Below are 13,704 nucleotides of genomic sequence, written 5' to 3' on the forward strand. Positions count from 1 at the left end.
TGTGCGGGCCTTCTTTTTTCTGCTGTGCTATTTATTGGCTTGTATCGACTCTCGGGAAGGACAATCCATGTTGCGGATACTTGGAAGGGCTTCATCGATCAACGTGCGCAAAGTGCTGTGGACGTGTGCCGAATTGGGCATTCCGTTCGAGCGCGAAGACTGGGGATCGGGGTTTCAGTCGACGCATACAGCGGAGTTTCTCGCGCTCAATCCGTGCGCAATGGTGCCGGTGATTCAGGACGATGATTTCACCCTGTGGGAATCGAACACGATCATTCGTTATCTGGTGGCGCGTTATGGCGGCGCGGCGCTTTATCCCGTTGAAGCGCGGGCGCGGGCGCAAGTTGATCAGTGGATCGATTGGCAGGCTTCGGAGCTGAACCGGTCGTGGTCGTATCCGCTGATGGCGCTGGTGCGCAAGTCCCCGGATTACCAGGACAGCGCTGCGCTGGCCGCCGGTTGTCGGGACTGGGCGCGGAACATGGAGATTCTTGATCGCCAGTTGCAGAAGACCGGGGGTTACGTCAGCGGGGAGGCGTTTTCTCTGGCGGACATTCCGATCGGGCTGTCGGTGAATCGCTGGTTCGAAACGCCGCTGGCGCATCCTGATTTCCCTGCGGTCAGCGCTTATTACGAGCGGTTGAGTTTGCGTGAGGGGTATCGGTTGTATGGGCGTAATGGTACGCCGTGAGCCTTTGAATCTGGCCGCGAGGCTCTTGAATCTGTGGGAGCCAGCCTGCTGGCGATGGCTTTCTTCCGGGCGGTGAGCTTTTTTGGTTTGGGGACATATCCGTTGCTGCGGGTGCTGCGGCTGGCGGTTTCGCCCTTACGGCGAGTCCCTTTTTCAAACGCCAAAAAGGAACCAAAAGGCTTTGCTCCTACGTACGGCCCTCGCAGGCTCGGGTCCCTTCGCTCCGGGATCGATCCGGGCGCAGCGGCTACGGTTTGCTTCGCTGCACCTACTTCCGCTGTGTCTGGCTGCGCCAGACGGTCGCTGCGCTCCCACGCCCGGATCAATCCCTCCACTCAGCCTTCCGATGTCGCTGGTTAGGCAAGATCAAGATCAAGAGCACTCGAGCTGGCGCTCATTGTTGAGTGGTTAGAAGCGGTTGTTCGGCTTGGGATTTGTGGTGTGGCTGCCCCTCACCCCAGCCCTCTCCCCTAGGAGAGGGAGCCGATTTGGGTTGGCTTCGAATGTGGAGTACGACTCGGTATCGCAAGTCGGCGTACCTCTCACATCCACCCCGATCAGTCCCCTCTCCCTTCGGGAGAGGGCTAGGGTGAGGGGCTTTTGATTCTGCCCCCAAGCGATGGCAGCGCGTCAGCCAAGCATTCTCTTTGCTGGTCCACCCAATCCAAACTGTGGGAGCCAGCCTGCTGGCGATAGCGGCGTTCAGATAAAGCAACTGCAACTGACACTCCGCCTTGGCAAACAGTCTCGCTCCTGCAGGGGTCGTTGTTTGCATGGCTATCTGTTTTTGAACGCCTCGCGCCGTGCCTGGCGTTCGGCGACGTAAGCCGCTTGCGGCTGGCTGATCAGATCTTCACGGCGCAATGGTTCGCCGCAATGCGCGCACACCGGCCCGAGGCCTGCGGGGTGGTTGCAGGGTTTGTGGGTGAAGACCACCGCCAGTTCTTCCTCGGGGGCTTTGCACCAGGTTTCGCCCCAGGCGCGCAAGGCCAGGATCACTGGGTAGAAGGCTTCGCCTTTCGCGGTGAGGTGATATTCGTAGCGTTTCGGCCGTTCGTTGTACAAACGCCGCTCGACCAGTCCGTCCGCCTCCAGGCACTTGAGGCGCGTGGCGACCATCTGTGGGGTGCCACCGGTCTGCGCCTGGATCTCGTCGTAGCGATGGTTGGCCATGAACAACTCGCGCAGAACCAGCACGGTCCAGCGATCACCGACGATGTTTTCGGCCCGTGAAATCGGGCACAGAGTGTCGGGTGCGCTATGGTTTTCAGCCATCGGGGCTTGCCTCTTCTTCAGTTACTATGATTATCATATCAACAAGATGCCGGGACAAGCCCTGCGCACCGCTCTTTCCTTTTGCCGGAGCAAGCCGCCATGTCACACCCTCTCTACCCGCTGGACCGCACTGCCTATCTTTTGGTCGACCCGTACAACGATTTCCTTTCCGAGGGTGGCAAGGTTTTCCCTTTGCTCAAACCCATGGCCGAGCAGAACGGTCTGCTCGACAACCTGCGCAAACTCGACCGCGCGGTGCGCAGCCTGCGCATTCCGGTGGTGATCGTACCGCATCATCGTTGGGAAAAAGGCGATTACGAAAGCTGGGATCACCCCACGCCTACGCAGTGCAAGATCATGCACATGCATCATTTCGCCCGCGGTGAATGGGGTGGTGAATGGCATCCGGAGTTCACCCCGCAGGACGGCGACATTGTCGTTCAGGAACATTGGGGCTCAAGCGGTTTTGCCAACACCGACCTGGATTTTCGCCTGAAGCAGAAAGGCATCACTCACGTCATCATTGTCGGCCTGCTGGCCAATACCTGCATCGAAGCCACTGCCCGCTATGCAGCGGAACTCGGCTACCACGTCACGCTGGTCCGCGATGCGACCGCCGCATTCAAAGAAGAGATGATGCACGCCGCCCACGAGCTCAACGGTCCGACCTTCGCCCATGTCATTACCGACACCGAGGCGTTGATCGCCAGCCTCGAGTCGCAATAAGCCCACGCCTGACCGCGGCTGAGTTGCAGCCGCGGTCAGGCATCTGCCGGCACCACCCCACGCTCTTCCAGCAAGCGCACGAACATGCTCAAGCTGCGCGACACCGTGCCGCGACGCCAGACCAGCCACGTGGTCAGGTAACGAAAATCCGCAGTCAATGGCCAGACGCTGACGGTTGCGCTGCCGGGCATGCTTTGCAGCATTTTGCGCGGCATCAGCGCCAACCCGGCGCCGGCACTGACGCAGGCGAGCATGCCGTGGTAGGACTCCATTTCGAAGATCTTGCCCGGCACGGCGGCGTCGGTGCTGAACCATTTTTCGAAGTGATGGCGATAAGAGCAGTTGGAACGAAAGGCGTAGATGTTTTCGCCGTTCACATCTGCCGCACGCTGGACGGGCGCATGGTTGAGCGGCGCGATGATGACCATTTCTTCCTCGAAGGCCGGCACGCCTTCCAGGGTTGGATGCAGCACCGGGCCATCGACGAACGCCGCCGCGAGGCGCCCGGCCAGCACGCCGTCGATCATGGTCCCCGATGGACCGGTCGACAGGTCCAGATCGACTTTTGGATGCAGTTGGTTATACGCCGCCAGCAGTTCGGGAATGCGCACCGCCGCCGTGCTTTCCAGCGATCCCAGGGGAAACGCACCCTGCGGTTCTTCACCCGCCACCGTTGCCCGCGCCTCCTGCACGAGATCGAGAATCCGCCGCGCGTACTCGAGAAAACTCCACCCGGCCGGTGACAGGCGCAAACGGCTTTTCTCGCGGATAAACAGATCGACGCCCAGGTCTTGCTCCAGTTGCTTGATCCGCGTGGTCAGGTTCGACGGCACGCGATGAATTTGCGCGGCTGCGGCGCTGATGCTGCCGTGCTCGGCGACGGCTTTGAAGATTTCCAGTTGCACCAGATCCACAGGCATTCTCCAATCGTGAAAGAAACGATCTTTATTATTCAGTTTCCAGAAAACAAACGCCACCCTACTCTAGGCCCATCCACTGAACACGCAGGACGACGCCATGAGCCAGATTTCCAGCCAGACCCACGCCATTTCGATCAACCCAGCCACCGGTGAGCAGATCGGCCACTACGCCTTCGAATCCGCTGTCGCCCTTGATGCTGCGCTGACCCGCGCCGCTTACGGCTTCGGTAAGTGGAAGCGCAAGCCGTTGCAGGATCGCTCTCGCTTGCTGACTGCCCTCGCCGGCTCGCTGCGCGACACCGCCGACGCCATGGCGACCATGATCACCCTCGAGATGGGCAAGCCGATTGCTCAGGCCCGTGGTGAAATCGAAAAATGCGCCAAGCTCTGCGAGTGGTACGCCGAACACGGCCCGGCCATGCTCGACGCCGAACCGACTCAGGTCGAGGGCGGCAAGGCCCGTATCGAATACCGTCCACTCGGGCCGATTCTGGCGGTGATGCCGTGGAACTTCCCGATCTGGCAAGTGCTGCGCGGCGCCGTGCCGGCGCTGATCGCTGGCAACACTTATGTGCTCAAGCATGCGCCGAACGTGATGGGCAGCGCCTACCTGCTGCGCGACGCGTTCACCCGCGCCGGTTTCGCCGAGGGTGTGTTTGAAGTGATCAACGTCACGCCAGAAGGCGTATCGACCGCCATCGCCGACCCGCGCATTGCTGCGGTCACGCTGACCGGTAGCGTCCGCGCTGGTATGGCCATCGGTGCTCAGGCCGGTGCTGCCCTGAAAAAATGCGTGCTGGAACTGGGCGGCTCCGACCCGTTCATCGTGCTCAATGACGCTGACATCGATGAAGCCGTGCAGGCTGCCGTGATCGGTCGCTATCAGAACTCCGGTCAGGTCTGTGCGGCGGCCAAGCGTCTGATCATCGAGGAAGGCGTGGTCGAGGAGTTCACGCGTAAATTCGTCGAAGCCACACGTCAGTTGAGGGTCGGCGATCCATTGGCCGCCGACACTTACATCGGCCCGATGGCGCGTTTCGACCTGCGCGATGAACTCGACCAGCAAGTACGCGACACCCTCGAAGAAGGCGCGACGCTGCTGCTCGGCGGCGGTAAAGCGGCAGGCCCGGGCAATTATTACGTGCCTACCGTACTGTCGAACGTCACCGACCGCATGACCTCATTCAAACAGGAGCTGTTCGGCCCGGTTGCCTCGATCATCACCGCCCGCGACTGCGCGCACGCCGTAGCGCTGGCCAACGACAGCGAATTCGGCCTGACCGCGACGATCTACACCGCCAACGTGCCACTCGCTCAGCAACTGACCAGCGAACTGGACACCGGCGGCGTGTTCATCAACGGCTACTCCGCCAGCGACCCGCGCGTGACCTTCGGCGGCGTGAAGAAAAGCGGTTTCGGCCGCGAGCTTTCACACTTCGGCGTCCGCGAGTTCTGCAACGCGCAGACTGTGTGGCTGGATCGTAAATAACCCTGTAACCAACCTGCTGGCGATTTGCAGCTGATCAGTTGAAATGTTTTGGCTGACAGACCGCTATCGCGAGCAGGCTCACTCCTACAGGTACTGCGTTTCAGCTCTTGTGGACACAACATAAAACACTGTGGGAGCCAGTCTGCTGGCGATGGCGGCGGGTCAGTCGAATCAACTTTGACTGGTTAACCGCTATCGCGAGCAGGCTCACTCCTACAGGTACTGCGTTTCAGCTCTTGTGGACACAACACAAAACACTGTGGGAGCCAGCCTGCTGGCGATGGCGGCGGGTCAGTCGAATCAACTTTGACTGGTTAACCGCTATCGCGAGCAGGCTCACTCCTACAGGTACTGTGTTTCAGCTCTTGTGGACACAACATAAAACACTGTGGGAGCCAGCCTGCTGGCGATGGCGGCGGATCAGCCGAATCAACTTTGGCTGGTTAACCGCTATCGCGAGCAGGCTCGCTCCTACAGGTACTGCGTTTCAGCTCTTGTGGACACAACACAAAACACTGTGGGAGCCAGCCTGCTGGCGATGGCGGCGGTCAGTGCTTACAAATACTTCAACCAGGCCAGATCCCGACGGCGCGCCTTCAAGTCCGAAAACCAGCGCACGGCCGGGAACAGTGCAATTGCCAGAATGATTGCGGCCAGCCAGATTGCCGCCACCGACGAAAAACCAAAATAGCTGCCCTGATTCAGCCCGAACAGCGCTACGCCAATCAGGTACAGCACTTTCAACACGTACAAGTGCAGCAGATAGAAAAACATCGGTGCCGAACCGAACACGGTCAGCCAGCGAATCCAGCGCCGCTCCTGCACGCGTTCGAACGCCAATAGCAGCAACAAGCCGATACTCACTGTCAATGCAATAAACAGCAGCGACGGCGGGTACTTGGTGATGTTGAAAAAGCTCATCAACGTTTGCACCAGCGTGTCGCCTGCGGCCCATGGCTTTTCCCCGTAACCGTTGAGCAGCCGCAGCGCGACAAAACCAAGCAGCCCTGCGCTACCGGCGATCAGCAGGCGCCGTTGCCGCACAACGGCGTCGACGCCGCGGGCAAACCACGGCCCCAAGGCGTAGCCCAGACCGATCACACCGATCCACGGCAACAACGGATAGGAGGTGCGCAGACGCAAGCTATCGTTGACGTCGATCCAGCCACGATCATGCAGGATCGCCCAAGGCACATGCAGCGCCGATTCCAGCGGGAAATGCACGCCGTCGAGCAGGTTGTGACCGGCGATGATCAGCACACTCAACGTCAGCAATAGCGCGCGCGGCAGCCAGACCAGTGCCGACAAGGCGATCATGCTCAAGCCGATCGCCCAGATCACTTGCAGATAAATTACGCTTGGCGGCAGCTGGAACGTCCAGGCAAAGTTGACCAAGGTGAATTCCAGCACCACCAGAAACAACCCGCGCTTGAACAGAAACGCGCTGACATCCGCCTTGCCGGCATATTTCTCCCCGAACAGCCACGCCGACAACCCGGTCAGCAGCACGAACACCGGGGCGCACAGATGCGCCAGGGTGCGACTGAAGAACAGCGCCGGCTCAGTGCTGGCAATGTCCATCGGATCGCCAACCTGACGGTGCAGCAGGAAGGTTTCACGCACGTGGTCGAGCAACATGAACAGGATCACCAGCCCCCTGAGCGCATCGATGGACAACAGTCGGCCGGACGTAACCGGAGCAGAACGGGACAGCGCAATCGTCATGGATATTTCACACTCGAAGGAAAGACACCAGGCGGGAGCGACTGGCCGCCTGAAAAACTGCGTTACCTTATAACATTAAAAACGCAACATCCAAACACGATCGAGAGTGATTCTCAGGAATTATCCATCGCATGCCCCGTTGCATTTGCCCAATCGCCTCAGACTTCTATAGTGATCAAGTCTCCCCTGCCCTTGCGGCTGATTGCCGAGCGTGGTCCATGGTCAACACCGAACGCCTGATCATCTGCGAGCACTGCGACTGCGTTTATCAAAAAGTCGTCCTCGCCAAACACCAGAAAACTCTCTGCGTACGCTGCGGCGGCGTCTTGCAGCGCTACAACGGCCTGACCATCGAACAGCGCCTGGCACTGACCTTCACGGCCGCGATGCTGTGGCTGTTCGCCAATTTCTACCCGGTGATGAGCATCAGCCTCAAAGGCCTGAAGAACAGCGCCACGCTGTGGGATTCGGTGCTGGCACTGAGTCAGGGGCCGATCACCTTCATCGCCATGGTTGCGGCGATCGCGATCATCATCGCCCCGGCCTTTCAATTGGTGTTGCTGATCTGGGTGCTGGGCTTTGCCCTGACGTCGCGACGGGCACCAGGCTTCAAGCTGTCGATGCGCTGGCTGGAAACCTTGCGTCCGTGGAGCATGCTTGAGGTGTGCCTGCTGGGTGCAATGGTCGCGGTGTTCAAACTCGCCGGGCTGCTCGATGTGCTGCCGGGCATTGGCCTGTTCGCTCTGGCGGCGCTGAGCCTGATGATGATCCGCATTGCCGGGCGCGACATCCGTGAACTGTGGGATATTTTATGAAGCGTCCACCGACCGCCGCCGAGCTCAACCTGTGCCTGTGCCACAGTTGCGGCCTGGCCTGCGATATGCGCGACGAACCGCATTATTGCCCGCGCTGCGATGCGCCACTGCACCGACGCAAGACCCATTCGCTGACGCGCACCTGGGCGTACATGCTCGCCGCGCTGGCATTTTACGTGCCGGCCAATCTGCTGCCGGTGATGAACACGCTGATGCTCGGCAGCGGCGCCGACAGCACGATCATGAGCGGCGTGCTGGAGTTCTGGGAAGCCGGTGCCTGGGACATTGCCCTGATCATTTTCATCGCCAGTATTGCCGTGCCGGGGATCAAGTTCGTCGCCCTGACCTTGCTGCTGATCACCGTGCAGCGCGACAGCGCCTGGGCGCGCAAGGAGCGCTCGAAGCTGTACCGTTTCGTCGAGCTGATCGGTTATTGGTCGATGCTCGATGTGCTGGTGGTGGCGCTGGTCGCCGCGCTGGTGAAATTCCAGACGCTGGGCGACATCGAGCCACGACCGGGCATTCTGTTTTTCGGCCTGGTCGTGGTGTTTACCATGCTCGCGGCGATGAGCTTCGATCCGCGCCTGATCTGGGACAAGGACACCGACGACAGCGTCAGCGACGCTGAGCCGCCAGCAGCACCTGTAACGGATGACGCAACGCCTGATCCGACTGGCGCTTGACCTGGCTGCGGCACGAATAGCCGGTCGCCAGCGCTTCGCCCTGCTCCGCCGATGCGTCGACCTGGCGCGCCCAGGACTGCTCGTAAATCAGCGCCGAGGTCTGACGATTGCGCGCCTCGTGGCCGTAAGTGCCGGACATGCCGCAGCAGCCGGTGGCCTGGGTTGTCAGTTTCAATCCGGCACGCTCGAACACCTGCTCCCATTGGCGGGTCGCAGCGGGCGCATTGGTTTTCTCGGTGCAATGGGCGAGCAGACGGAATTTTGCTTCGCTGTGCGGCGGCACCTGCTCGGGCATCACCTTGAGCAACCATTCCTGTACCAGTTGAACTTCCGGGCAATCCTGCAGGCCGGGAACCTTGAGATATTCCTGGCGATACACCAGCGTCATCGCCGGGTCGAGGCCCAGCAACGGCACGCCGACATCCGCCAATTCACGCAACTGCCGCGCATTGCGCAGCGCCGCACGGTTGAACGCCGAAAGAAAGCCCTGCACATGCAACGGTTTGCCGTTGGCGCTGAAGGGCGCCAGGTAAACCTGATAGCCCAGGCGCGAAATCAATTCGACCAGATCCGCCAGCAGCGGCGCTTCGAAATAGCGGGTGAACGCGTCCTGCACGATCACCACGCTGCGTTCACGCTGCGCCAGTGTCAGCGCCGACAGCGTCGCAGCGGTTGCCGGCTGCACCTGCCAGCGGCGCATCGCGGCGTGAAAATCGAAACGGCTGAGCAACGGCACATCGACCATGCCACCGACTCGCTCGAGCACTCCGCGCACCCACGTCGCACCCATCAAGCCGTTGTACAGCGCCGGAATTCGCGCCATGTACGGAATGCTGTACTCCAGCGAAGCAATCAGATAATCCCGCGCCGGACGCAGATACCGCGTGTGGTACAGCTCAAGAAAACGCGAACGAAAATCCGGCACGTTGACCTTGACCGGGCATTGCCCCGCGCAGGATTTGCACGCCAGACAACCGGCCATGGCGTCATAGACTTCATGGGAAAAATCCGCCGACTGCGCCCGCGTGTTGCGCCAGCGCTGCCATAACGTCGCAAAAAACGCCGGTCGGCGAATCGCCCCGGACAACACGTCGACACCCGCCTCACCCTGCAACCGCAGCCACTCGCGGATCAACGAGGCGCGGCCCTTGGGCGATTGTGCGCGCTCGCGGGTGGCTTTCCACGACGGGCACATGGCGTCATCGGGATCGAAGTTGTAGCAGGCGCCGTTGCCGTTGCAATGCATCGCCGCGCCGTAGTCCTGCCAGACCTTCTCGTCGATCTGTCGATCAAGTTCGCCGCGCAGGGTCACTTCATCGATTTTCAGCAAGGCCGCATCGGTGTTGGCCGGCGTGGCGATCTTGCCGGGGTTGAACTGATTGAACGGGTCAAACGCGGCCTTCAGCGCTTGCAGTGCCGGGTACAACTCGCCGAAAAACGCCGGCGCGTATTCCGAGCGCAGGCCTTTGCCGTGCTCGCCCCAGAGCAGCCCGCCGTAACGCTGAGTCAGCGCGGCAACGCCGTCCGATACCGGGCGCACCAGTGCCGCTTGCTGCGGGTCTTTCATGTCGAGAATCGGCCGCACGTGCAGCACGCCGGCATCGACGTGGCCGAACATGCCGTACTGCAAGCCGTGGCTGTCGAGCAGATCGCGCAGCTCGGCGATGTACTCGGCCAAGTGCTGCGGTGGCACCGCGGTGTCCTCAACAAACGGCTGCGGCCGCGCTTCGCCGGCGACGTTGCCAAGCAGACCCACCGCGCGTTTACGCATGCCATAGACCTTGTTCACCGCCGCGCGACCGACCGCCAGCGTGTGGCCCAAGCGCTCGACGGTGCGGTCTGTGCTCAAATGCTCGACAAACGCAGCGACGCGAGCTTGCAATTCATCCGGATCGTCACCGCAGAATTCGACCAGATTGATACCCAACGTCGGCCGCTCGGCGCTGGCCGGGAAATACTCGGCAACGCCGTGCCAGACAATGTCCTGCATCGCCAGCAGCAACACTTTCGAGTCCACGGTTTCGATCGACAGCGGCTTGAGCGCCATCAACGCGCGCGCATCGCGCAGCGCGTCCATGAAACCGGCGTAGCGGATGTTCACCAGCATCGTGTGCTTGGGAATCGGTAGCACATTCAGCCGCGCCTCGACGACAAACCCAAGCGAACCTTCGGCGCCGCACAAAACGCTGTTGAGGTTGAAACGGCCATCCGCCTCACGCAGGTGCGCGAGGTCGTAACCGGTCAGACAGCGGTTCAGATCGGGAAAGCGCTGTTTGATCAGTTCGCCCTGCTCATCGATGATCTGCCGCGCGCAGCGATAGACTTCACCGACCCGGTCATCACGCGCGCACAGCGTCTGCAGCTCGCTTTCCTCCAGCGGCTGAGCGTGCAAGCGCTCGCCGCCACGCAAAATCATGTCGAGTTCCAGTACATGGTCGCGGGTCTTGCCGTAGGTGCAACTGCCCTGGCCGCTGGCATCGGTGTTGATCATGCCGCCGACGGTGGCACGGTTGGACGTCGACAGCTCCGGGGCGAAAAACAGCCCGGAGGATTTCAGTGCGGCGTTGAGCTGATCCTTGACGACCCCGGCCTGCACCCGCACCCAGCGCTGCTGGACGTTGATTTCGAGAATGCGGTTCATGTGCCGCGACAGGTCGACGACGATGCCGTCCGTCAGCGACTGGCCATTGGTGCCGGTGCCGCCGCCGCGTGGCGTGATCACCACGTGCTGATGTGCCGGCTCGGCGATCAGCTTCGCCACCCGCGCGACATCGTCGGTATCCATCGGGAACACCGCCGCTTGGGGCAGACGCTGATAGATCGAGTTATCGGTGGCCAGTACCACGCGACTGGCGTAATCGGCGCTGATTTCACCGCGAAAGCCGCTGGCCTTGAGGGCGTTGAGGAACGCCTGATAATCGGCAGTGAGGGTGCTTGCGGGCGACAGCTGGGCAATCATCGGTCAAGGGATCTCGGTCAAAAACGGGCCGTGTGGCGCTGAACAGTTGTACGCAACGAATGATTGCGTCAGGCTCCGCCATCTCAGGGTGCCCATGTTCATTGCTGAACGACTCAGGGACAACCGTAAATTCGACCCGCTATCGATGACTTTTGCGAATGAATCCGCGCACACTCACGCCGTCCATGTCGTTATTGCTGGCTTTCGAGGCCGCCGCCCGCCACGAAAGTTACACCCGCGCCGCCCACGAACTGTCGCTGACCCAAAGTGCGGTCAGCCGTCAGGTTCAGATTCTGGAAAAAATGCTCGGCATGCGCCTGTTCAATCGCGAAGGCCGGCAAGTGGTGCTGACCGACGTCGGGCGCCTGTATCAGCGGGAGCTGGCCGAAGCGCTCGGGCAGATACGCAGCGCTACGCTGCAGGCGATGGCATTCGGGTCGGGCATTCATAGCCTGCGCCTGGCGACGCTGCCGACCTTCGGCTCGAAATGGTTGCTGCCGCGCCTCAAGGATTTCTACACCGCGCATCCTGGCATGACCGTGCATCTGCATTCACGCATCGAAGCGATCGATTTTGATACCAGCGAAATCGACGCGGCGATCTGCGTCGGTGGCGGCGACTGGCCGGGGCTGACCGCCCTGCCCCTGCATACCGAAGAACTGGTGGTGATCGCCAGCGCGCAATTGTCCGCCGTCGAGCACGACGACGCCGAACGGCACATCGCCGGGCAACTGCTGCTCAACGTCAGCAGCAACGCTCAGGCATGGGCGGAATGGTTCAGCCAGCGCGGCTTGCCCCATCGCAGCATGCGCATCGGGCCGAGCTTTGAAATGACCTCGCACCTGATTCAAGCGGTACGGGCCAATATTGGTGTGGGACTGGTGCCGCGGATTCTGGTCGAGGATGAATTAACGAATGGCGAGCTGCTGCAACTGGGCGAGCCGATCACCAGTCGGCGCAGCTACTATCTGGTGTATCCGCCGCGTAATGAGAAGTTGCCGTCGCTGACGGCGTTTCGGGACTGGCTGATAAAAACGTTGTGACTGAGGACGCCAATCGCGAGCAGGCTCACGCCTACAGGGAACGCTTTCCAAATGCAGGAGTGAGCCTGCTCGCGATGGCGTCGCCGCAGACGCCTCAAAACCTCGGCTTGACCGCCCTCCAGTCCGGCTTGTACCGCTGCATCTGCCGCACATCGTCGCGCTGGCGAATCCCGCACGTCAGGTATTGATCATGCAGCTTGCCCAACTGCTCATGATCCAGCTCGAGCCCGAGCCCCGGCGCGCGGCTGATCTTCACGCAACCATCGACAATCGGCAGCTTGCCGCCCTTGATCACCTCCTCGTCCGGCTCCTGCCATGGGTAATGAGTGTCGCAGGCGTAATCCAGATTCGGCACGGCCGCCGCGACATGCGCCATGGCCATCAGGCTGATACCCAGGTGCGAGTTGGAATGCATCGACACACCGAGGCCGAACACCTCGCACATTTTCGCCAGGGTCTGGGTGTCACGCAGGCCGCCCCAATAGTGGTGGTCGGCGAGCACGATCTGCACGCTGTTCTGCGCGACGCTGCGGCGAAACTCGTCGAAATCGGTGACCACCATATTGGTCGCCAGCGGCAGGCCGGTGCGCTTGTGCAGTTCCGCCATACCGTCGAGACCCGGCGTCGGGTCTTCGTAATATTGCAGATCATCACCGAGCAATTCAGCCATGCGAATCGAGGTTTGCAGTGACCAGTTGCCATTTGGATCGATGCGCAGCGGATAGCCGGGGAAGGCCTTTTTCAGCGCCTTGATGCAGGCCACTTCGTGCTCCGGCGGCAGCGTACCGGCCTTGAGCTTGATGCTCTTGAAACCGTACGCCTCGATCATCCGCGCCGCTTGCGCGACGATTTGTTGTTCGCTGAGCGCTTCGCCCCAGTCATCCGGTTTGTAAGGCGAATCGACGTGCTGCGCGTATTTGAAAAACAGGTAGGCGCTGAAAGGCACTTCTTCGCGGATTGCGCCGCCGAGCAAGTCCACCAGCGGTACGTTCAGGTAGTGCGCCTGAAGATCGAGAAACGCCACTTCGAATGCCGAGTACGCGTTGCTCACCGCTTTGCTGGCGTGGGAACCCGGCGCCAGCTCGGCTCCGGCCAGACTGACAGGCTTATGCGCCGCCACCGTCGCTTGCACGATCGCACGCAACTGGTTGAGGTTGAACGGGTCGAGGCCGATCAGTTGCGCCTGCACTTGTTGCTGGATCGCCAGCGCCGGGGCGTCGCCATAACTTTCGCCCAGGCCGATGTAGCCGTTGTCGCTTTCGATCTCGATGATCGAGCGCAGGGCATAAGGTTCGTGGATGCCACTGGCGTTGAGCAGCGGCGGATCACGAAAGGCAATCGGGGTGACCGTGACACGGGTGATTTTCAAGATGATGCT

Annotated in this window: 11 protein-coding genes; 6 read left to right on the forward strand and 5 right to left on the reverse strand. The window is 61.0% G+C overall.

Annotation, left to right across the window (positions count from 1 at the left end; all coding sequences use genetic code 11):
* Positions 1 to 67: 67 nt before the first annotated feature.
* Entirely contained in the window at positions 68 to 691 is a 624-nt protein-coding gene (locus tag BLU52_RS14140; protein ID WP_090284152.1) for a glutathione S-transferase family protein, read from the forward strand.
* A 777-nt stretch (positions 692 to 1,468) separates the two neighbouring features.
* Here BLU52_RS14140 and BLU52_RS14145 read toward each other — a convergent pair.
* A complete protein-coding gene (locus tag BLU52_RS14145) occupies positions 1,469 to 1,966 on the reverse strand; it encodes a winged helix-turn-helix transcriptional regulator (protein WP_090284154.1) in 498 nt (165 codons plus the stop codon).
* A gap of 99 nt (positions 1,967 to 2,065) precedes the next feature.
* Here BLU52_RS14145 and BLU52_RS14150 point away from each other — a divergent pair, with 99 nt between their 5' ends.
* Positions 2,066 to 2,692 carry an isochorismatase family cysteine hydrolase gene (locus BLU52_RS14150; protein ID WP_090284156.1) on the forward strand — a complete coding sequence of 209 codons (627 nt, stop codon included), beginning with the start codon at positions 2,066 to 2,068 and terminating at the stop codon, positions 2,690 to 2,692.
* Between the two features lie 35 nt (positions 2,693 to 2,727).
* Here BLU52_RS14150 and ptrR read toward each other — a convergent pair whose 3' ends face one another.
* Positions 2,728 to 3,606, reverse strand: coding sequence for a putrescine utilization regulator PtrR (gene ptrR, locus BLU52_RS14155; RefSeq protein ID WP_090288565.1), 879 nt, complete (start codon positions 3,604 to 3,606; stop codon positions 2,728 to 2,730).
* A gap of 103 nt (positions 3,607 to 3,709) precedes the next feature.
* Here ptrR and BLU52_RS14160 point away from each other — a divergent pair, with 103 nt between their 5' ends.
* Positions 3,710 to 5,101 carry an aldehyde dehydrogenase family protein gene (locus BLU52_RS14160; RefSeq protein WP_090284158.1) on the forward strand — a complete coding sequence of 464 codons (1,392 nt, stop codon included), beginning with the start codon at positions 3,710 to 3,712 and terminating at the stop codon, positions 5,099 to 5,101.
* 555 nt (positions 5,102 to 5,656) lie between these two features.
* Here the strand turns inward: BLU52_RS14160 and BLU52_RS14165 are convergent.
* Positions 5,657 to 6,826, reverse strand: a complete 1,170-nt coding sequence (locus BLU52_RS14165; RefSeq protein WP_090284159.1) for a DUF1624 domain-containing protein — start codon at positions 6,824 to 6,826, stop codon at positions 5,657 to 5,659.
* 218 nt (positions 6,827 to 7,044) lie between these two features.
* On the opposite strand from BLU52_RS14165, the gene BLU52_RS14170 reads away from it, so the two are divergent.
* Positions 7,045 to 7,641 carry a paraquat-inducible protein A gene (locus BLU52_RS14170; RefSeq protein ID WP_090284160.1) on the forward strand — a complete coding sequence of 199 codons (597 nt, stop codon included), beginning with the start codon at positions 7,045 to 7,047 and terminating at the stop codon, positions 7,639 to 7,641.
* A complete protein-coding gene (locus BLU52_RS14175) occupies positions 7,638 to 8,324 on the forward strand; it encodes a paraquat-inducible protein A (RefSeq protein ID WP_090284162.1) in 687 nt (228 codons plus the stop codon). The genes BLU52_RS14170 and BLU52_RS14175 overlap by 4 nt, the downstream gene beginning before the upstream one ends.
* On the opposite strand, the gene ydiJ is transcribed toward BLU52_RS14175, so the two are convergent.
* On the reverse strand, positions 8,257 to 11,283 hold the full coding sequence (ydiJ, locus tag BLU52_RS14180; protein WP_090284164.1) for a D-2-hydroxyglutarate dehydrogenase YdiJ: 3,027 nt from the start codon (positions 11,281 to 11,283) through the stop codon (positions 8,257 to 8,259). The two genes, BLU52_RS14175 and ydiJ, sit on opposite strands and share 68 nt — an antisense overlap.
* 158 nt (positions 11,284 to 11,441) lie before the next feature.
* On the opposite strand from ydiJ, the gene BLU52_RS14185 reads away from it, so the two are divergent.
* On the forward strand, positions 11,442 to 12,326 hold the full coding sequence (locus tag BLU52_RS14185) for a LysR substrate-binding domain-containing protein (RefSeq protein WP_090284166.1): 885 nt from the start codon (positions 11,442 to 11,444) through the stop codon (positions 12,324 to 12,326).
* 94 nt (positions 12,327 to 12,420) lie between these two features.
* On the opposite strand, the gene BLU52_RS14190 is transcribed toward BLU52_RS14185, so the two are convergent.
* Positions 12,421 to 13,695 (reverse strand): glucarate dehydratase family protein, encoded by a 1,275-nt coding sequence (locus tag BLU52_RS14190; protein WP_090284168.1) that lies wholly within the window; start codon positions 13,693 to 13,695, stop codon positions 12,421 to 12,423.
* Positions 13,696 to 13,704 lie beyond the last annotated feature (9 nt).

Origin of the sequence: Pseudomonas granadensis (assembly GCF_900105485.1) — a bacterium.
Lineage (GTDB): Bacteria > Pseudomonadota > Gammaproteobacteria > Pseudomonadales > Pseudomonadaceae > Aquipseudomonas > Aquipseudomonas granadensis.